At 73.7% G+C, this 19945-nt stretch carries 17 protein-coding genes and 1 tRNA gene; 7 read left to right on the forward strand and 11 right to left on the reverse strand.

What is annotated here, in order from left to right:
* Nucleotides 1-47 precede the first annotated feature (47 nt).
* Nucleotides 48-224: a hypothetical protein gene (locus AMIR_RS01815; RefSeq protein ID WP_012782989.1), complete on the forward strand. Its 177-nt coding sequence runs from the start codon at nt 48-50 to the stop codon at nt 222-224.
* 270 nt (nt 225-494) lie between these two features.
* Here AMIR_RS01815 and AMIR_RS01820 read toward each other — a convergent pair whose 3' ends face one another.
* From AMIR_RS01820 to AMIR_RS01850, 7 genes are all read right to left on the reverse strand, one after another.
* The gene (locus tag AMIR_RS01820) at nt 495-1925 is read right to left on the reverse strand and encodes an MBOAT family O-acyltransferase (RefSeq protein WP_012782990.1); all 1431 of its coding nucleotides are present in this window, start codon (nt 1923-1925) and stop codon (nt 495-497) included.
* A 92-nt stretch (nt 1926-2017) separates the two neighbouring features.
* On the reverse strand, nt 2018-2983 hold the full coding sequence (gene rlmB / locus AMIR_RS01825) for a 23S rRNA (guanosine(2251)-2'-O)-methyltransferase RlmB (RefSeq protein ID WP_012782991.1): 966 nt from the start codon (nt 2981-2983) through the stop codon (nt 2018-2020).
* Nucleotides 2984-2988: 5 nt separating this feature from the next.
* The gene (gene cysS / locus AMIR_RS01830) at nt 2989-4383 is read right to left on the reverse strand and encodes a cysteine--tRNA ligase (RefSeq protein ID WP_012782992.1); all 1395 of its coding nucleotides are present in this window, start codon (nt 4381-4383) and stop codon (nt 2989-2991) included.
* Between the two features lie 66 nt (nt 4384-4449).
* The gene (locus tag AMIR_RS01835; RefSeq protein WP_012782993.1) at nt 4450-5061 is read right to left on the reverse strand and encodes an HAD family hydrolase; all 612 of its coding nucleotides are present in this window, start codon (nt 5059-5061) and stop codon (nt 4450-4452) included.
* Between the two features lie 234 nt (nt 5062-5295).
* Complete coding sequence (gene ispF / locus AMIR_RS01840; protein WP_012782994.1) at nt 5296-5763, reverse strand: 2-C-methyl-D-erythritol 2,4-cyclodiphosphate synthase; 468 nt, start codon at nt 5761-5763, stop codon at nt 5296-5298.
* On the reverse strand, nt 5760-6452 hold the full coding sequence (ispD, locus tag AMIR_RS01845) for a 2-C-methyl-D-erythritol 4-phosphate cytidylyltransferase (RefSeq protein WP_012782995.1): 693 nt from the start codon (nt 6450-6452) through the stop codon (nt 5760-5762). Before ispD ends, ispF begins: the two co-directional genes overlap by 4 nt.
* Nucleotides 6453-6487: 35 nt before the next feature.
* A complete protein-coding gene (locus AMIR_RS01850; RefSeq protein WP_012782996.1) occupies nt 6488-6976 on the reverse strand; it encodes a CarD family transcriptional regulator in 489 nt (162 codons plus the stop codon).
* Between the two features lie 258 nt (nt 6977-7234).
* On the opposite strand from AMIR_RS01850, the gene AMIR_RS38630 reads away from it, so the two are divergent.
* Together AMIR_RS38630 and radA are read left to right on the forward strand one after the other, a co-directional pair.
* Nucleotides 7235-7978: a copper chaperone PCu(A)C domain-containing protein gene (locus AMIR_RS38630; RefSeq protein ID WP_049796724.1), complete on the forward strand. Its 744-nt coding sequence runs from the start codon at nt 7235-7237 to the stop codon at nt 7976-7978.
* A 437-nt stretch (nt 7979-8415) separates the two neighbouring features.
* Nucleotides 8416-9804 carry a DNA repair protein RadA gene (gene radA / locus AMIR_RS01860; protein ID WP_012782998.1) on the forward strand — a complete coding sequence of 463 codons (1389 nt, stop codon included), beginning with the start codon at nt 8416-8418 and terminating at the stop codon, nt 9802-9804.
* Between the two features lie 390 nt (nt 9805-10194).
* Here radA and AMIR_RS01865 read toward each other — a convergent pair whose 3' ends face one another.
* On the reverse strand, nt 10195-11049 hold the full coding sequence (locus AMIR_RS01865; RefSeq protein ID WP_012782999.1) for a helix-turn-helix transcriptional regulator: 855 nt from the start codon (nt 11047-11049) through the stop codon (nt 10195-10197).
* Between the two features lie 158 nt (nt 11050-11207).
* Here AMIR_RS01865 and AMIR_RS01870 point away from each other — a divergent pair, with 158 nt between their 5' ends.
* Nucleotides 11208-12059 carry an SDR family oxidoreductase gene (locus tag AMIR_RS01870; protein WP_012783000.1) on the forward strand — a complete coding sequence of 284 codons (852 nt, stop codon included), beginning with the start codon at nt 11208-11210 and terminating at the stop codon, nt 12057-12059.
* A gap of 159 nt (nt 12060-12218) precedes the next feature.
* Complete coding sequence (locus AMIR_RS42555) at nt 12219-12341, forward strand: hypothetical protein (RefSeq protein WP_280956273.1); 123 nt, start codon at nt 12219-12221, stop codon at nt 12339-12341.
* A gap of 122 nt (nt 12342-12463) precedes the next feature.
* On the opposite strand, the gene otsB is transcribed toward AMIR_RS42555, so the two are convergent.
* The 3 genes from otsB to AMIR_RS01885 all read right to left on the reverse strand — a co-directional run bounded on the left by otsB (nt 12464) and on the right by AMIR_RS01885 (nt 18010).
* Nucleotides 12464-14992, reverse strand: a complete 2529-nt coding sequence (gene otsB, locus AMIR_RS01875) for a trehalose-phosphatase (RefSeq protein WP_012783001.1) — start codon at nt 14990-14992, stop codon at nt 12464-12466.
* A 78-nt stretch (nt 14993-15070) separates the two neighbouring features.
* A complete protein-coding gene (locus AMIR_RS01880) occupies nt 15071-16507 on the reverse strand; it encodes an alpha,alpha-trehalose-phosphate synthase (UDP-forming) (RefSeq protein WP_012783002.1) in 1437 nt (478 codons plus the stop codon).
* A 108-nt stretch (nt 16508-16615) separates the two neighbouring features.
* Nucleotides 16616-18010, reverse strand: coding sequence for a threonine/serine exporter family protein (locus tag AMIR_RS01885; RefSeq protein ID WP_012783003.1), 1395 nt, complete (start codon nt 18008-18010; stop codon nt 16616-16618).
* Nucleotides 18011-18316: 306 nt separating this feature from the next.
* Between AMIR_RS01885 and AMIR_RS01890 the strand changes: the two genes are divergently transcribed.
* A tRNA-Thr gene (locus AMIR_RS01890) sits at nt 18317-18389 on the forward strand.
* A 549-nt stretch (nt 18390-18938) separates the two neighbouring features.
* Entirely contained in the window at nt 18939-19910 is a 972-nt protein-coding gene (locus tag AMIR_RS01895; RefSeq protein WP_041837279.1) for a helix-turn-helix domain-containing protein, read from the forward strand.
* The last annotated feature ends 35 nt before the right edge of the window (nt 19911-19945 follow it).

Below are 19945 nucleotides of genomic sequence, written 5' to 3' on the forward strand. Positions count from 1 at the left end.
ACCACGGTCCGCTCGGGGGTGCGCTACTGAGGGCTACCCTGGTTCGGGTGGGACGCGCCGAGCAGTGGGGATCGCGGGGCGTCAGCGCCGAGGAGCTGGTCGCCCGGCACCGCGCGCTGCCCAAGGTGGACTACGAGCTCATGAGGCGCGAGACCGACGAGTTCTTCGGCACCGAGGACCGCATCGGTGACGGCGACGACCCGTGGGAGCGCACCCGTGGCTGAGCGGCGCGCGTCGCGCGTGCTGGACACCGCGCCTACCCAGACCTCGGATCGCTGGCCCCCGTGGTGCTGCCCCAGTTCCCCGAGCTGACCGCGATCACCCTGGCGGAGCTGCACCAGGGCGTCGTGATGGCCGAGAACCTGGTCATGCGCCACGCGGACCGAGCAGTTGGGGGCGGCGATCGTCGAGTTCGGGCCCCTGGTCCTCGACGAGCGGGCCGCCGCGCGCTTCGGCACGCTCGTGCCCCCGAGCGCCCCACGACCGCACGCCCCTCAGAACTGGTAGTACAGGAACGGGCTGAAGGTCCCGCCCGCCACCAGGATCGCCGCGTACAGCGCGCCCACCGTCATCACCGCGACCCGCAGCCCCGTCGCGACCCGCGTGCGCGCCGACTCCAGGTACGGCCCCGTCACCGGGTGGTTCGGCAGGAGCACCACGACCAGCGCCAGCACCAGCAGCGCGATCCGCTGGTTCGTCGCCGCCACCGCCACCGCGTCCGGCAGGCCGTCGAAGTCCGGGACCAGCATGTTCCCCAGCACCGAGAACGCCGTGCCCAGGTCCGGCGACCGGAAGAACACCCAGCCCACCACGACCAGCAGGAACGTCAGCGCCCGCCGGCCCAGCAGCGCCTTGGGCCCCTGCGGCGCCTCGGCCCACCCGAACCGCCGCTCCACGATCAGCAGCGCCCCGTGGAACACGCCCCACACCAGGAACGTCCAGTTCGCCCCGTGCCAGAACCCGGTCAGCACGAACACGATCGACAGGTTCCGGTACGTCGTCCACGTCCCCCGGCGGTTGCCGCCGAGCGGGATGTACAGGTAGTCCCGGAACCACCGCGACAGCGACATGTGCCACCGCCGCCAGAACTCGGTGATCGTCACCGACGAGTACGGCCGCGCGAAGTTCTCCGGCAGCCGGAAACCCAGCATCCGCCCGAGCCCGATCGCCATGTCCGAGTACCCGGAGAAGTCGAAGTACAGCTGCAGCGCGTAACCGATCGCGCCCAGCCACGCCACCGACCAGGTCATCTCGTCCGAGGGCGTGGCGAACGCGGCGTCCACCAGGGGCGCCAGCGAGTCAGCGACGATGACCTTCTTGCACAACCCCAGCGCGAACCGGGGGAACCCCGCCGCGATGTCGTCCAGCCGGTGCGTGCGCTCCTGCGGGAGCTGGTCGGCGATCTCCCGCCACCGCACGATCGGACCCGCCACGAGCTGCGGGAACATCGCGATGTAGGTGATGAACGAGACCGGCTCGCGCAGCGCGGGCCGCTCGCCCCGGTACACGTCCACCACGTACGAGATGTGGTGGAACGTGTAGAACGAGATGCCGATCGGCAGCGCCAGGTGCACCACCGGCAGGTCCGCGCCCACGATCGAGGCGATCGCCGCCAGCTGCTCGGTCGCGAACCCCAGGTACTTCCACACCAGCAGCACGGCCAGGTCGAAGCCGATCACCCCGACCAGCAGCACCCGCCGCTTGTCGGCCGCCAGCGGCCCGTCCGGGGCCAGCCTCAGCCCCGCGAGGTAGTTCACCACCATGCAGGCGAGCAGCAGCAGCGTCGTGCCGCCCGCGCCCGTCACGTAGAACAGCAGGCTGGCCACCGCGACGATCCCGTTGCGCCAGCCCCTGGGCGCGACGAGGACGGCCGTGAGCACGGCCGGCACGAAGAACCAGAGGAAGAGCGGCGTGGCGAAGGACATCGCGGGTGAGGGTAGCCGGGGTAGGGGTGATCGATCTCGGGAGTCGGCGAGTTGGGCGGCCCCCGCGGGGACCGCCACCACCCGTCAGCCCGCTAGCGGGCGTCCAGCCTGCGCCTGCGCGCGACCTCGGCGAGCACGACGCCCGCCGCGACCGACGCGTTCAGCGACTCCACGTTCGACGCCATCGGGATCGACACGGTCTGGTCGCAGGTCTCCCGCACCAGCCGGGACAGCCCCCGGCCCTCGGAGCCCACCACCACGACCAGCGGGCCCGTCGCCAGGTCCAGGCCGTCCACGTCCACGTCGCCGTCCGCGTCGAGGCCGATGACCATCAACCCGGCCTCGGCCCACTCGCGCAGCTGCCGGGTCAGGTTCGTGGCCACCGCGATCGGCAGCCGCGCCGCCGTGCCCGCGCTGGTCCGCCACGCCACGGCCGTCATGCTCGCCGAGCGCCGCTGCGGCAGCACCACGCCGTGCGCGCCGAACGCCGCCGCCGAGCGCACCACGGCGCCCAGGTTGCGCGGGTCGGTGACCCCGTCCAGCGCCACCAGCAGCGGCGGGCGGCCCGACTCCTTCGCGGCCCTGAGCAGGTCGCGCGGCTCCGCGTACTCGTACGGCGGCACCTGGAGGCCGAGGCCCTGGTGCATCGCGCCGCCGGTGATCCGGTCCAGCTCGCCGCGCTGCACCTCCAGCACGGAGATGCCCCGGCTCGCCGCCAGCTGCACCGCCTCGGCGACGCGGTCGTCCGCGTCGATGCCCAGCGCCACGTACAGCGCCGTCGCCGGGATGCCCGCGCGCAGGCACTCCACGACCGGGTTGCGGCCCGCGACCGTCTCCGGCGCGGCGTCGGCGGCCTTGCGCCGCTGCTGGCGCACCGCGTTGGCCTTGGCCGCCGCGTTCGCCTTGCGGTAGGCCGGGTGGTTCGGCCGGTCCTGCGCCTTGGGGGTCGGGCCCTTGCCCTGCAGACCCTTGGACTTCTGACCGCCGGAACCGACGACCGCGCCCTTCTTGGAACCGGGGGTGCGCATCGCCCCCCGGCGCTTGGAGTTCCCTGCCACGAGCTTCAGCTGTCCTTCAAAGTCCACAGTGGACCGTCGGGGGTGTCCTCGACGGCGATTCCGGCGGCGAGCAGGCTGTCGCGGAGGGCGTCAGCCCGCGCGAAGTCCCGCTCCTTGCGGGCCGCCACCCGGTCGGCGAGCACCCGGTCCACCAGCGCCTTCAGCGCGCGGGAGGTCCCGCTCTCGCGCCCGGCGGAGGCGGACCACCGCTCGGACAGCGGGTCGAGCCCGAGGACGGCGGTCATGGCCCGGACCGACGACGCGGCGGCGCGAGCCCCGGTGTCGTCCCCGGACTCCAGCGCCGTGTTGCCCTCGCGCACCCGCTTGTGCACCGCGGCGAGCGCGCCGGGGGTGCCCATGTCGTCGTCCATCGACGACACGAAGTCCTCGCCCAGCTCGCCACCCGCGTCCACGGCCCCGGTGCGCTCGACCACGCGCCGCAGGAACGACTCGATCCGCCGGTAGGCGGTGACCGCCTCGTCCAGCGCGGTGGGGGAGTACTCGATCGTCGACCGGTAGTGCGGCCCGACGAGGTAGTACCGCAGCTCCGGCGCGCGGACCTGCTCCAGCATCGCCGGGATCGACACGGTGTTCCCCAGCGACTTGGACATCTTCTCGCCGCTGAGCGTCACCCAGGCGTTGTGCATCCAGTACCGCGCGAACCCGTCGCCGACCGCCCTGGACTGGGCCTGCTCGTTCTCGTGGTGCGGGAAGATCAGGTCGATGCCGCCGCCGTGCACGTCGAACGTCGAGCCCAGGTACTCGGTCGCCATGGCCGAGCACTCCAGGTGCCAGCCGGGCCGCCCGTCGCCCCACGGCGTGGGCCACGAGGGCTCGCCGGGCTTGGCGGCCTTCCACAGCGTGAAGTCCCTGGGGTCGCGCTTGCCGGTCAGCTCGGACTCGCCCTGCTGGACCTCGTCCACCCGCTGCCCGGACAGCTTCCCGTACTCGGGGAACGAGGACACCGAGAAGTACACGTCGCCGTTCGCGGCGTACGCGTGCCCGGCGTCGATCAGCCGCCGCATCAGCTCGACCATCTGCGTCACGTGCCCGGTGGCGCGCGGCGCGTAGGTCGGCGGCAGGCAGCCGAGCGCCTCGTAGGCGTCGTCGAAGGCCCGCTCGTGCTCGAACGCCCAGTCCCACCAGGTCCGGTCGTGCTGGGCGGACTTGACCAGGATCTTGTCGTCGATGTCGGTGACGTTCCGCACCAGCACGACCCGCTCGTGGGTGCGCGCGAGCCAGCGCCGCAGCACGTCGAAGTTGAGGCCGCTGCGCACGTGCCCGATGTGGGGAACGCCCTGCACTGTCGCCCCGCACACGTAGATCGACGCCGTTCCGCTGATCTGCGGGCGGAACTCCCGCAGTTCTCTGCTTGCGGTGTCGTAGATGTGGAGGCTCACCCGGAGAATGGTACGGGCGATGGCCAACCGGGGGTGAACCGCCTTTCGGCGGCAGGCGCGCGACCGCTAGGCGTGCCGGGAGATCGCGTCCAGCAGCGCGTCCGGCCGCTCCTGCGTGGGCAGCGGCTCGACCAGCTCGAACCGGCACCCCACCGCGCGCGCCCCGCCGTCCGCCTCCTCGCTGTCCCCGATCATCAGCGCCTCGCCCGGCTCGACCCCCAGCCGCTCGCAGGCCACCTCGAACAGCTTCGGGTCCGGCTTGACCACGCCCTCCTCGTAGGACAGCACGAACTCGTCCACCCGCCCGAGCACCCCGTGCCTGGCGAACACCGCCCGCACGTCCCAGCCGATGTTGCTGACCACGGCCGTCCGCAGGTGCGTGCCCAGCGCGACCGCGGTGTCCGGGTAGGCCTGCCAGCGGGTGGGGGAGAGCAGGCTCTCGTAGAACCCGTCCGGGTCCTCGGCGCCCGCGCTCGCCAGCACCTCCACGTGCGCCTCGCGGTGCGCCACCGGGTCGAGGTCGCGCCGCTCCCAGGTGTCGGCGTCCACGGCGAACCCGTCCGGCAGGCCGAACGGCGCGGTCAGCGCCCGCATCAGCTCGCCGTGGAGCGCGAACGAGGGGTGCTCCAACCGGAACAGCGTGTTGGAGAAGTCGAACAGCACGGCGCGGATGGTCACGTGCGAGCACGCTACGTCGTCGGCGCGCCGCAAGTCCCGACCACAAGACGCACACCACACCACGCGGACCCCGGCCCACCCGGTGGGAGCAGCCGGTGATCAGCGGTCGGTGACCGGCCGCCTGCGATCGGGCGCCGACGATCGGGTGCCTGCGATCGGGCGGGCCCGCGTTCGGGTGCCTGCGATCGGGCGTCAGTGCTGGGGAGTCAGTGCTGGGGCGTCAGCGATCCGGCGTCAGCCCTTGGGCAGCAGCAGCGCGGTCGCGACCGCCGCGACGCCCTCGCCGCGCCCGGTCAGCCCGAGCCCGTCCGTGGTCGTCCCGCTCACCGAGACCGGGCCGCCCAGCACCTCGGACAGCACCTTCTGCGCCTCGGCCCGCCGCTTGCCCACCCGCGGCGCGTTCCCGATCACCTGGACCGCCGCGTTCCCGACCACGAACCCCTCGGCCTCGACCAGCCGCCGGGCCTCCGCCAGGAACTCCACGCCGTGCGCGCCGGACCAGCGCGGGTCGCTGGTGCCGAACACCGCGCCCAGGTCGCCCAGCCCGGCCGCGGACAGCAGCGCGTCGCACAGCGCGTGCGCCGCCACGTCCCCGTCCGAGTGCCCGGCGCACCCGTCGGCGCCCTCCCAGAGCAGCCCGACCATCCAGCAGTCGCGACCCGGCTCCACGGGGTGCACGTCCGTGCCGATGCCGACCCTCACCCGGTTCCTCCCACGAGCAGCGCCTCCGCGACCGCGAGGTCGAAGGGCGTGGTGACCTTCATCGCGTCCTGGTGGCCCGTGACCGTGACGACGGGCACACCGAGCCGCTCGACCAGACCCGCGTCGTCGGTCGCGTGCAGACCCGACTCGTGCGCCGCGCGGAGCGTGGCCGCGTCGAAGCCCTGCGGCGTCTGGACGACGCGCAGCAGCGAGCGGTCGGGGGTGTCGACGACGACCCCTTTCGTGTCGACCCGTTTGACGGTGTCCGCCACGGGCAACACCGGGATGACCGCGGGGTGGCCCGCCAGCACGGCGTCCACCACGTCCCGGACCACGGTGGGAGGGGTGAACGCGCGAGCGGCGTCATGCACCAGGACCACCCGCACGTCCGGCACCTCGGCCAGCGCGTGCTCCAGCGCCAGGCGGACCGAGTCCGACCGCTCGGCTCCTCCGGCCAGCACGTGCACCGCCCCACCGGCGGGAGCCAGCGGGGCGGTGACAGTTCTCACCTGGTCCACATCGGACGGCGGCGCCGCGACGACGACGTGCCGCACGCGTCCGGACTCGAAGAGCCCTCGGATCGCGCGCACCAGGAGTGGCACGCCTCCCACCGGGACGAGCGCTTTGGGCATGCCGAAGCCCAGCCGCTCACCCCGGCCCGCCGCGGGCACGAGCGCGACAACACCCATGTTCGCGGTGTTCCGTGTGGTGTGCTCGTCGAGGATCAGGACGCGGTGGCGAGGACCTCGTCGAGGAGGACCTCGGCCTTGTCCTCGTCGGTGCCCTCGGCCAGCGCCAGTTCGCTGACCAGTATCTGCCGGGCCTTCGCCAGCATCCGCTTCTCGCCCGCCGACAGCCCGCGGTCCTTCTCGCGCCGCCAGAGGTCACGCACCACTTCGGCCACCTTGTTCACGTCACCGGACGCGAGCTTCTCCAGGTTGGCCTTGTACCGCCGCGACCAGTTGGTCGGCTCCTCGGTGTGGGGAGCGCGCAACACCTCGAAGACCTTGTCCAGACCCTCTTGGCCGACCACGTCGCGCACGCCTACGATCTCGGCGTTGTCTGCGGGGACGCGGACGGTGAGGTCGCCCTGGGCGACCTTGAGGACGAGGTACTTCTTCTCCTCGCCCTTGATCACGCGGGTCTCGATCGCTTCGATGAGAGCGGCACCGTGGTGCGGGTAGACGACGGTCTCTCCGACCTTGAAAACCATGTGTCCTCTGCCCCTTTCGCTAACTCCATCCTAACACGCCAAGCAATCCCCTCATCGGTCTCCGGAGATCGGTTCGCGCTGGTCAGGGCCGCGCGGGGGGTTGACAAACCACCTGTTCGCGTGCAACGGAAGCGCTGCGTCACCGTGCGCTAGGCCACCACGTGCCGCCGGTCGGGGCGGTCCCGGTTAGGCTCCTTGATCGGTGGTCGGGCCTGGTCCTGCCGCTCCCGTCAACACACCGGAAGGATCTGAGCAGCCGTGGGTCGCGCACAGCAGAAGTCCCCAGCTCCTCGCCGCGCGGTCGTCGTCGCCGCCGCGGTCGCTGGCATCGGTCTCATCGCAACGGCTTGCGGCGCGGGGCAGATCACCCAGACCAGCCACAAGGTGGCCGCCGTCAACGGCGCGTCGGGTGACGTCGGCGTCATCGCGGTCCGCGACGCCCAGCTCCAGTTCCCGGTGGAGGAGGGGCGCTACGCGACGGGCGGCTCCGCGCCGCTGGTCGTCACCATCGTGAACAACGGCACCGAGCTCGACCGGCTCACCTCCGTCACCAGCACCGCGACCGGCGAGGCCGAGCTGAGCGGCGACGTCGAGCTGGAGCCGACCACGAGCATCGTGGCCGAGACCGCCGAGAACGCGCCCGGCAGCTCGTCGGCCCGCCCCACGACCACCTCCGCGCCGTCGAGCGCGTCGGCGCCGTCGTCCGGTCAGCCGTCTTCGGGCCAGTCGTCGGCGTCGTCCGCGTCGTCGGCCCCGCAGTCCGCCGCGTCGCAGTCCTCGCAGCCCTCGGCCGCGCCGAGCAGCGGCAGGCCCTCCTCCGCGCCCGAGGCCACGGCCGAGCCGGGCGAGGTGCGGATCGTGCTGCCGGACTTCAAGCAGGACGTGCGCCCCGGTCAGACCATCAAGGTGACGTTCCGGTTCGAGAAGGCCGGGCAGCTGACCCTGGACGTGCCGATCGGCGCGACGCCCGAGGCCCGCGTGGAGCAGAAGTCCGAGCACTGAGCCCGAGGGCGTCCCGACCGGACGCCTGAGCGCCCCTGAGCTTCGCCGAGGGCCCCTCGCCGGTGGATGACACCGGTGCGGGGCCCTCGGCGTCTTTCCGGGGGCGTGGGGGTGGCGGAACGGGGTCGGTGATCGACGCGCGGTGACCGCGCGGGTCGTGGTGGTGGGGCGGGAGCGCGTGCGGGGCGTCCCGCGGTCCCCTCGCTCCGCGGAGTCCCGCTGCGACGTTCGCGGCCGTCCGGCGCGCCCGCCGGACCTCCGCCCGACCCGCCTCGGGCGGGCGGGCTTCCGCTGGGCGGTTCCCGCCGCCTCGGTGCGCCGCAGCGCGTGGGTGCGGGGTGCCGAGGCGGTGGCGGTGAGTCCTCGGTGGACCGGCTCGGGGACCCGCTCGGGCGTGCTGCGGCCGGGCTGTCGGGGGTGGTGGTTAGCCTGGCCCGGTGGCCAAGAACGTTCGGGCGGCCCGGCCCGTCTACCGGTGCGCTGAGTGCGGGCACGAGGTGTCCAAGTGGGTCGGGCGCTGCCCGGAGTGCCAGGCGTGGGGCACGGTCGAGGAGCGCGGGGTCGCCGCGCCTGCGCGGTTCCTCGCGGGCGCCACGAGCGGCGACGCGCGGCCCATCGGCCAGGTCGACATCGAGTCCTCGCGGGCCTCGGCCACCGGGGTCGGCGAGCTGGACCGGGTGCTCGGCGGCGGGCTCGTCCCCGGCGCGGTGGTCCTGCTGGCGGGCGAACCCGGCGTCGGCAAGTCCACCCTCCTGCTGGAGGTCGCCCACCAGTGGGCCAGCACGGTCGGTCGGTGCCTCTACGTGACCGGTGAGGAGTCGGCGGGCCAGGTCCGGCTGCGCGCCGACCGCACCGGGAACCTGCACGACGAGATCTACCTCGCCGCCGAGAGCGACATCTCGGCCGTGCTCGGGCAGGTGGACGCGGTCAAGCCGAGCATGATGATCGTCGACTCGGTGCAGACCATGTCGTCGCTGAGCATCGACGGGATGCCGGGCGGCGTGAGCCAGGTGCGGGCGGTGACGTCCGGGCTGATCTCGGTGGCCAAGGAGCGGAACCTGCCGATCATCCTGGTGGGGCACGTGACCAAGGACGGCTCGGTCGCGGGCCCGAGGGTGCTGGAGCACCTGGTCGACGTGGTGCTCCAGTTCGAGGGCGACCGGCACTCCACGCTGAGGCTGCTGCGCGGCATCAAGAACCGGTTCGGCGCGGCGGACGAGGTCGGCTGCTTCGAGCTGCGCGACGACGGCATCGTCGGCGTGCCCGACCCGTCCGGCCTGTTCCTGAACCGGCGCGAGCAGGACGTGACCGGCTCGGCGGTGACGGTCGTGGTGGAGGGCAAGCGACCGCTGCTGGGCGAGGTGCAGGCGCTGGTGGCGCCGACCAGCCTGCCCGCGCCCCGGCGCGCGGTGAGCGGGCTGGACTCGGCGCGGGTGGCGATGGTGATGGCGGTGCTGGAGAAGCGCGGCCGGGTCCCGCTGGGCAACAAGGACGTGTTCGCCGCGACCGTGGGCGGGATGCGGCTGGTGGAGCCGTCGGTGGACCTGGCGCTGGCGCTGGCGGTCGCGTCGGCGGCCGTGGACCAGCCGCTGCCGCACGACCTGGTGGTGGTCGGCGAGGTGGGGCTGTCGGGTGAGCTGCGCCGGGTCAACGGCGTGGGCCGCAGGCTCAGCGAGGCGGCCAGGCTCGGCTACACCAGGGCCCTGGTCCCCCCGGACGCAGGCCCGCTGCCGAAGGAGACCCGAGCGCTGGTGGCCAACGACCTCGGCGAGGCGCTGCGGCTGCTGAAGATCACGGGGAAGCGGGGGAGCAGCAAGGACGAGTAGCGGGAGCGGGTGGCGGGCGAGCGGCGGGACGGCGGCTGGCGGGGAGCGGCGGGCTGGCGGGCGAGCGGCGGCTGGCGGGCTGGGCGGCGGGCCGTAGGACCGCGAGCGGCCACCGCGCCTCACCGCGCGGGCCTGCCCACCGGTCTGCCGCGCCGCTCGTCCTGCCGCGCGGGCCTGCCCACCGGTCTGCCGCGCCGCTCGTCCTGCCGCGCGGGCCCGCCCACCGGCCTACTACGCCGCCCCGCCCCCGCCTCATCGCGCCGGCCCGCCGCCCCGCCCCCCGCCTCACCGCGCCGACCCGCCCACCGGCCTGCCGAGCCGGCCCGCCCCCCGCCTCATCGCGCGGGCCCACCCGCTGGCTTGCCGCCCGTCTCGGCCCCGCCGCCCACCTCACCGCGCCAGCGCGGTGAGGGTCCAGCTCGCCAGCAGGTCCAGCGCCTGCCGTGACGCGGTCCCGGCCGCCGTCGTGTACAGGAACAGCGTCGTGTCCGGGTCGCCCGGCAGCGCGACCGTCTCGTACTCCACGGTCAGCTCGCCCACCAGCGGGTGCGTCAGGCGCTTGGAGCCGTGCGTGCGCTGGTGCACCCGGTGCTGCTCCCACCACCGGTCGAACTCCGGGCTCAGCTCCCGCAGCTCCGCCAGCAGCGCCAGCGTGGCCCGGTCGCCGGGGTCGCGGCCGACCTCCAGCCGCAGGCTCTCCACGGCGTTGCGGGCCTGCGCCTCCCAGTCCGCGAACAGCGCCCGCGCCGCCGGGTCCAGGAACATCCAGCGGGCGTAGTTCCGGCGGGGCGCGGGGATCGCCTCGAAGTCGGTGAACAGCGCCCGCGCCAGCCGGTTCGCCGCCAGCACGTCCGTGCGCCGCCCCAGCGCCAGCGCGGGCACCCCGTCCAGCGAGTCGAACAGCTGGTGCACGCCCGGCCGCAGCCGCTGCGCGCCGGTGGTCCGCCGCCGTCCCACCGGGCCGCCCACGCCGATCAGGTCCCGCAGGTGCGCCTGCCCGGCGTCGTCGAGCCCGAGCGCCCGCCCGAGCGCGTCGACCACCGCGGGCGACGGCACGATCCGCCGCCCCTGCTCCAACCTCGTGTAGTAGTCCGTGGACACCCCGGCCAGCCGCGCCACCTCCTCGCGCCGCAACCCCGGCACCCGCCGCACCCGCCCGTCCGGCGGCAGCCCGGCCCGCTCCGGGTCGCCCTGCGCCCGCGCCCGCTTCAGGAAGTCCGCCAGCTCCGCGTTGTTCTGGGCCACGCCCCCAGTCTGCCCATCCGCCACCCGCCCCGGACGCCCTCGGGTGGGACTGCGCGTCCTGGTCGGCGCAGGGCCCGCTGCGCGCCCCCGCAAGCCCCCTCGGCCCAGCAGGCTCGAGGCATCCCCAGAGCGCAGCACCGGACCCCGGAGGCACCACCATGACCACCCCCACCACCTGGTTCGTCACCGGCGCGTCGAAGGGCCTCGGCCTCGAACTCGTCCGCCAGCTCCTCGCGCAGGGCGCCAACGTCGCCGCCACCTCCCGCTCCGCCGACCGCCTCCGCGCCGCCCTCGCCGACGCCGACGCCGACACCACCCGCCTGCTGCCGCTCGCCGTCGACCTCGCCGACGAGGCCGACGTCCAGCGCGCCGTCACCGCCGCCGCCGAGCGCTTCGGCAGGCTGGACGTGGTGGTCAACAACGCGGGCTACGGCTACCTGGCCGCCGTGGAGGAGACCACCGCCCAGGCCGTCCGGGACATGCTGGACGTGCAGGTCGTCGGCGTGTGGAACGTGCTGCGCGCCGCGCTCCCGGTCATGCGGGAGCAGCGCTCCGGCCGGGTCGTCAACGTCTCCTCGGTCCTCGGCCTGGTCTCGCTGCCCGGCTGGGCCCTGTACTGCGCGGGCAAGTTCGCGCTGGAGGCCATGACCGAGGCGCTGGCCGGCGAGGTGGCCGGGCACGGCATCGAGGTCACCCTCGTGGAACCCGGCTACTTCCGCACCTCGTTCCTCAGCCCGGACTCCCTGGCGCTGCCCGAGACCACCACCGACCACTACCCGCAGATCCGGCGGATGGTCGCCGACCACCGCGCCCTGCAGGGCTCCCAGCTCGGCGACCCGGCGCGCGGCGCGGCCGAGATCATCGCGCGGGCCTCGGTCGCGGGCGCCCCGCTGCGCCAGGTCCTCGGCTCCGACTCGCACGCCTACGCCACCGCCAAGGTCGACGCCCTGCGCGCGAACCTCGCCGCCGAGGCGGACAGCGCCCCCAGGACCGACCACCCCGCAGCCTGACCACCCCGCAGCCTGACCACCCCGCAGCCTGACCGCGCCGCCGCCCGGTTCACCGAGGCGGGCCACCGGGTCGACTTCGCCTCGCCCGGTGGCGTCCGGCAGCCGCTCGACCGGCACAGCGCCGACCCGGCGGTCGCGGGCGCGGACTGCGCCCGGCACGTGGAAGGCGAGCCCCACGCGCCGTTCACCACGCGTGACGGCAACCTCGTCACCGGCCAGAACCCGGCGTCGAGCGCCCCGATGGCCGACCTGGTGCTCGCCGCGCTCGCCGAGCGGGCCTGACGCGCCGACCCCGGCACACCGTCCCCGGCGCCCGCCCCCAAAAAAGCCGGAACCCCCGCCCCCGGCCGAGAAGGCCGGGAGCGGGGGTTCCGCGTCGATCACCGCCCCTGGGGGCGGTCAGCTCACTTCGCCAGCAGCTGCGCGCACCGGATCAGCCCGAGGTGGCTGTACGCCTGCGGGTGGTTGCCCAGCGAGCGCTCCGCGATCGGGTCGTACTCCTCCGGCAGCAGCCCGGTGGGCCCGGCGGCGTCGACCATCTGCGCGAACAGCTCCTCGGCCTCCGTCCGCCGACCGGTCAGCAGGTACGACTCGATCATCCACGCGGCGCACAGGTGGAACCCGCCCTCGTCGCCGGGAAGACCGTCGTCGCGCCGGTACCGGTAGACCGTGGACCCGGACCGCAGCTCCGCCTCGATCGCGGTGACCGTGGCCTGGAACCGCTCGTCCGCCGGGTCGATCAGCCCGGCCAGCCCCACGTGCAGCGAGGCCGCGTCCAGGTCGTCGCCGTCGTACGCGGTCGTGAAGGACTGGGCGACGTCGCTCCACCCGTTCTTCAGCACGTCCGTGGCGATCGTGTCCCGCAGCACCGGCCACGACGGGTCGAGCGCGCGCCCGTACTGCTCGGCCAGCCGCACCGCGCGGTCCAGCGTGACCCAGCACATGACCTTCGAGTACACGTGGTGCCTGGGAGCGTGCCGCTCCTCCCAGATGCCGTGGTCCGGCTCGTGCCACCGCCGCGCCACGGCCTCCGCCATGGCCTGGACCATCCGCCAGTCCTCGTCGGTGAGCGCGCCGCGCGCGCTCGCCAGCTCGGCGACCAGGTCCACGACGGGCCCGAACACGTCCAGCTGCACCTGCTGGTTCGCCAGGTTGCCCACGCGCACCGGCCGCGACCCCGCGTAGCCGGGCAGCGTGTCGATGACCGCCTCGGCGCCCAGCATGGTGCCCTGCAGCGTGTACAGCGGGTGCAGCCGCTCCGGGCCGGGCAGCGTGTCCAGCACGCCGTGCACCCAGCCCAGGAACGCCTCGGCCTCGGTCAGCGAGCCGACCGACACCAGCGCCTGCGCGGTCAGCGCCGCGTCCCGCAGCCAGCAGTAGCGGTAGTCCCAGTTCCGGATGCCGCCGAGCTCCTCGGGCAGCGACGTGGTCGCCGCCGCCATGATGGCCCCGGTCTCGTGGTGCACCAGGCCCTTGAGGGTCAGCGCCGACCGCAGCACCAGCTCCGGCTCGACCGACGGCAGCTTCAGCGTCGCCGCCCAGTCCGACCAGAACCCGCCCGCGCGGGCGCGCCGCTCGGGCTCGCCCAGCGTGCTCTCGGACAGGTCGTCCGTGCCGCAGCGCAGCTCCAGCAGGATCGCCGCGCCCTCCCTCGGCCGCACGACCGCGACCGCGGTCTCCTGGACGCCGTCGCTGGTGATCTCCCAGTCCACGCCCGGCGAGCGCAGCACCATCGGCTCCGAGGTGCCCGCGACCCGGAGGCCGTCGCGCTCGCGCAGCAGCCGCACCGGCACCTGCCCGAACTCGGGCCGGGGCGCGAAGGTGATGACCGCGTTCGTGGACCCGCTGATCCGCCGCACCAGGTCGGTGCGGTGGCCCGGCAGGTCGTGGTCCAGGTAGTCGGTGACCAGCAGCCGCGACCACCGGGTCTCCACGACCATCGTGCCCGGCACGTACCGCTGGCCCAGGGGCAGCGAGCCGTGCTCCGGCTTGATCGTGAAGTGGCCCGCGGACGGGCCGCCGAGCAGGTCGGCGAACACCGCCGCCGAGTCCGGCTCCGGGTGGCACAGCCAGTTCACCCTGGCGTCCGGGGTGACCAGCGCGACCGACCGCTCGTTGGCGAGCATGGTCAGCCGCTCGATCGGCACGGCCTGGTCGCCGTGCAGCCAGTTCCTGCGCTCCTCCAGCAGCAGCGCCAGCACCATCGACACGTCGGGCGAGTCGGTGATGTGGTACTGCGCCAGCGTCTCGCCGTCGCCGACCTTGATGCCGACGTCCGGCCCGGACAACCGGGCGAACGCCTTCTCGTCCGTGACGTCGTCGCCGACGAACACGGACGCCGTGGCGGACACGCGGTGGCGCAGGACGTCGAGGGCGTGGCCCTTGTCGGTCTGCACCACGGCGAGCTCCACCACGGCCTTGCCCTCGGTGACCTGCACGCCGCCCCACGTGCAGGGACCGGTGCGCACCGCCTCCAGCACGCGCTCGCCGACCTCGGCGGGCGCTCGCCGCACGTGCACGGCGATGCTGGCGGGCTTGATCTCCAGTGAAACGCCTTCGCTGCCGTCGACGAGCTTCTCGAGCTCGTCCTCCAGCCTGCGGTGCAACGCCCTGGCGTCCGCGTCCAGCGCGTGCACGAAGCCGACGTCGAACTCGGAGCCGTGCGAGCCGACCAGGTGCACCTCCGCGGGCAGCCTGGACAGCGTCGCCAGGTCGCGCAGCGCGCGCCCGGAGATCACGGCGGTCGTCGTCTCGTGCAGCCCGGCGAGCGAGCGCAGCGCGCCCACCGCCTCCGGCAGCGGTCGGGCGTCTTCGGGGTTCTCCACGATCGGAGCCAGGGTGCCGTCGTAGTCGCAGGCCACCAGCAGTCGTGGTGTCCTGGCGAGCTGGACGATGGCTCGACGAAGTTCGGCGGGGAGGGCCTCGGCCGTCAACGCCCCTCCTCAGTGCTCGGGTGACGTAAGGTCTCGGGTCAGCTGAACCGACTCGTTCCTGAACTTGCTTGGAACGGTTCAGACGGCTGTTTGCGCGCCCAAGGCTTCAAGGAACGAGCGAGCCCAGCGGTCGACGTCGTGTGTGAGGACTTGGCGGCGCAGAGCGCGCATCCTACGGCGACCCTCGGCGGGATCGAGAGCGAGGGCGTCCTCAAGCGCTTTCTTCACCCCGTCGAGGTCGTGCGGGTTGACCAGGAAAGCCGAGGTCAGCTCCGCCGCGGCCCCCGCGAACTCGCTCAGCACGAGCGCCCCGCCGAGGTCGTGCCTGCTCGCCACGTACTCCTTGCAGACGAGGTTCATCCCGTCGCGCACCGGCGTCACCACCATGACGTCGGCGGCGAGCATGAACGCCGTCAGCTCCTTGCGGTCGACCGACTGGTGCAGGTAGTGCAGCACCGGCCTGCCGACGCGGGAGAACTCGCCGTTGAGCCTGCCCACCATGCGCTCGATGTCGCCGCGCATCTGCTTGTAGTGCTCGACCCGCTCCCGGCTGGGCGTGGCCAGCTGGACCATCACCACGTCCTCGGGCGCGACCCTGCCGTCCTCCAGCAGCTCGTTGAGCGCCCGGAGCCGGACGTCGATGCCCTTGGTGTAGTCGAGCCGGTCGACGCCGAGCAGCACCTTCTTCGGATTGCCCAGGTCCTCCCGGATCTGCCTGGCCCGCGCCTGGACCTCCTTGGAGCGGGCCAGCGCGTCCAGCGCCGAGGAGTCGATCGAGATCGGGAACGCGCCCACCCGCACCGTGCGGTCGCCCACCTGCACGACACCGGGCCGCGTGCGCACGCCGACCGCGCCCCGGCTCGGCTCCAGGCCGACCAGCCTGCGGGCCAGCCACAGGAAGTTCTGCGCGCCGCCCGGCCGGTGGAACCCGACCAGGTCCGCGCCGAGCAGGCCGCGGATGATCTCGGTTCGCCACGGCAGCTGCATGAACAGCTCGACCGGGGGGAACGGGATGTGCAGGAAGAAGCCGATCCGCAGGTCCGGCCGCAGCTCCCGCAGCATCGCGGGCACCAGCTGCAGCTGGTAGTCCTGCACCCACACCGTCGCGCCGTGCGCGGCGACCTTCGCCGTCACGTCCGCGAACCTCTGGTTCACCCGCACGTAGGTGTTCCACCAGCGCCGGTGGAACGCGGGCCGCTCGACCACGTCGTGGTACAGCGGCCACAGCGTGCCGTTGGAGAACCCCTCGTAGTAGTCGGTGACCTCGGCGGAGCTGAGCGACACCGGGTGGAGCTGGAGGCCGTCCTCCTCGAACGCCTCCACGTCCGCGTCGGCCACTCCGGGCCAGCCGACCCACGCGCCGCTGTGCACCCGCAGGAACGGCTCCAGCGCGCTCACCAGCCCGCCGGGGCTGTGCTTCCACCGCTGCGTGCCGTCGGGCAGCCGCTCCAGGTCGACCGGCAGGCGGTTGGCCACGACCAGGAAATCCGCGCCGTTCTCGCCAATGCTGCTCACCGGGTAGCGCCTCCTCAAGGATTCGTCTCGCCCACGCACGAGGTTAGTGGGGGTGCGGGGGCTGGATGCCCTGCCGTCACCCCCGTCACACCGGGTTCACCTGTGGGATTACTCCGAACGACGTCGCGTTGGCCACAGCGGGCCGGACAGCCGGGGCCCCGCCAGGCGCCGCTCCAGCCTGCCGAAGCCGGTGCGCACCGGCTCGCCGAGGAACTCGCCGAGCGCCACGCCGCTGGCCAGCGCGAGCGCGGTGCCGCCCGCGTAGACCAGTGTGGACAGCCCGGCCGGGTCGCCGTCCGCGGTCAGCTGGTACAGGCCCCGGTAGATCGTCCAGCCGGGCAGCAGCGGCACCATGCCCGCGACCGCCACCACCAGCGGCGGGGTGCGCAGCTTGCGGGACACCAGCGCGCCGACGAAGCCGACCAGGGTGGCCGCGGCGGCGGCGCAGACGATGGTGTTCAGGCCGGTGACCGCGAGCAGCCCGTACGAGGTGGTGCCCACCGCGCCCGCGCACGCGGCCACCATCAGCGCCTTGGGGCGGGCGTAGCTGGCCAGCGCGAAGAACATGGACGTGGCGGCCCCGGTGGCCAGCTGGAGCGGCACGGTGGAGATCAGCGCGGGCAGCGGGTCGGCCATCGTGGTCAGCACGCCGAGCTGCACGCCCGCGCGCAGGGTCAGCGCGACGCCCGCGATCAGGCCCGAGGTGAGCATGACGATCTCCACGAACCGGCCGGCCGCCGTGACGTTGTATCCCGTTATGGCGTCCTGCACGGTGCCGACCAGGGACAGGCCGGACAGCAGCACCACGATGCCGGTGGCCACCAGCAGCGACGGGCGCACGCCGGGCAGCAGGTCGGTGGCGTAGAGGGCGAGCGCGAACGCGGTCGCCAGGACGCCGCCCGCCGCCTGCTGGAAGAAGAAGGGCAGCGAGCGCCGGTTCAGCAGGCGGCCGACCCGGTCGACGAGCGCGGTCACCAGGGCGGCCGACAGCGCCAGCAGGAGGCCGCCGCCCACCAGCAGCGCCACCGAGGCCGCCATGCCCGCCCACGCCGCCGTGGCCACCCAGCGGGGGTACGGGTGCGGCGCGGTGGTGATGCGGTCCAGCTCGGCGTAGGCCTCCTCGGCGGTCACCTCGTTCTCGGCGATCCGCCGGATCAGGTCCTCCAGCGTGTCCAGCCGGGTGTAGTCCAGGCCGCGCGAGCGCACCACGCGCAGCGAGGTCACCGGGGCGGCCGAGGTGCCCCGGTGGCAGGACACGGTGATCGCGGTGAACGTCACGTCCACCTCGACCCTCGGCATCCCGTAGGCCTGGGCCACCGCGCTCACCGTCGCCGCCACGTCGGCCGCGCCCGCCCCGCTGGCCAGCTGGACCTCGCCCACGCGCAGGGCCAGGTCCAGCACCAGGTGGACGACGGGTGCGTCCGGCAGGGACGGACCCTCGACGGGACGCCACAGGTCGGGCAGCGTCGCGGGCTCCCGGTACCGCTTGCGCCTGGTCGACACCAGTGCTCACCTCCGCCAAGATCGTCACTGCGCCACGCCGACATCGCCACACCAGTAGCTGTGGCATCGGACACCCCTGATAGGGGGACCCTGCCCCGGTGAGTTGATCACGGTGCGTCGAGCATCGTCGATACCGCTGGCCAGCGGTTTCCAGCTCTCCCGCAGCCGTGTGGACGGTACCCCCGTCCTGCGGATGGCCCAACCGCTCGACCGGCTGAGCGCACCGCTCGGCGCAGGTGGCACGAGTGGGGACCACTTACGATGTGCCAGGCTTCCGCCCGGAAGGCAGCAAGGGCCGAAGGTCACGCCGGTGTAGCTCAATTGGCAGAGCACTCGCCTTGTAAGCGAAAGGTTGCGGGTTCAAGTCCCGCCACCGGCTCCGCGCCCCCGTTCCGCGTTTCCGCGCGGGGCGGGGGTTCCGCTTTTTCCGGGGCGTCCGCCGGGGGTTCCCGCCGGGTGTCCGAACCGGAATGCGCGCGGTCGGGCGGAGGTGTTCGGCGGTGCGGGCCGAGGGTTCCGGGGATTCCCGCGCGCGGTGCGGCGCGACGCGCTCCCGCGCTGGTGCGGTCCGGTGTGGACCCCTTTCCTGCGCGGGCGGCGATGTGGCTCGCTTTCGGTTATCGGTCGTTGTTCGTTGATTTGTTTCAAGACGGGCCGCGCGGCGGTGGCGCGGACTTCGGAGCGCCGCGCGGAGTGGCGGCGCGGGCGCCACGCGTGGCGCGCTCTCCGGTTCGACCTTCGGTCACGTGGAAAACGACCTGCGCATTCGGTGTGCGAGGCGGGGTGGTCCCCGTCCTCCCGGAGGGGGGACGGAAGCTTTGGCTTGTTGCTCTTGCTCTCGACGTGGCTGCCGGAAGCGTTGCTCTGTTCGGTGCGTGCTGCCCGGAACCGCTGTGCTCGTCCGATCCGGTCGTTAGCGTCGGTGGCCGTGTTGCGCATCCACTTCACGGACGCCGACTTAGCCCGCACCAGGGTGGCCCGCGACCCCGACCCCCTCTGGGAGACCGTGCTCGGCCTCTACCGCCTGGCGAACGACGACGTGCCGGTGTTCGAGCCGTGGCGCAACCGCGCCCGGCTCGCGGTGGTGGAGCGCGGGGCGCAGGCCCAGGTGCGGATGGTCCGCCAGCTGGTGCCGCGCGAGGGCTACTTCCCGGACTTCCTCACCCCGGCCGAGGGGCGGCACGGCGTCGCGGCGGGGCTGGAGGCGGTGCGCGGCACGCCGTCGCTGCGGCTGCTCGGCGACATCGCCTACGCGGCCCGCAGCCGCCCGCTTCCCGCGTGGGCGCACCGGGTGGCCAGGAGCGACCGGGACGCCCTTGACGAGCTCGTGAGCGCGCTCAAGGGCGTGCACGACGTGCTCGTGCGCCCGGCGTGGGAGGACGCGCAGGCGGCCGTCGCGGCGGAGCGCGCGGCGCTCGGGCGGACCATCCTGGACGCCGGCGTCGACGCCGCGCTGGAGACCCTGCGCCCCACCCTGCGGTGGAACCCGCCGGTGCTGGAGGCCGACTACCCGAAGCCGCTGGACGTCCGGCTCGGCGGGCGCGGCGCGCTGCTGGTCCCGTCCTACTTCTGCTGGGGCAACCCGGTGGCGCTGGTGGACCCCGCGCTGCCCCCGGTGATCGTCTACCCGGTCCGCCACCCGGCCAACTGGACGCCCGACCGGTCCCGCTCGCTCGGCGCGCTGCTCGGCCGCACGCGCGCCGCCGTGCTGGCCGCGCTCACCGGGACGGCCACCACGACCGAGCTGGCGGCCAGGCTGCGGCTGTCACCGGCCTCGGCGAGCGAGCACGTGGGCGTGCTGCGCGACTCCGGCCTGGTGGTGAGCAGGCGCGAGGGCCGCACCGTGCTGCACTCCCTCACCCCGCTCGCCCAGTCCCTCCTGGAGGGCCGCCGGGCCTGAGCGCCGAGGGCGAGAAACCGCCGGAAACGGCACCG

This window comes from Actinosynnema mirum DSM 43827, assembly GCF_000023245.1.
Classification (GTDB): Bacteria; Actinomycetota; Actinomycetes; order Mycobacteriales; family Pseudonocardiaceae; genus Actinosynnema; species Actinosynnema mirum.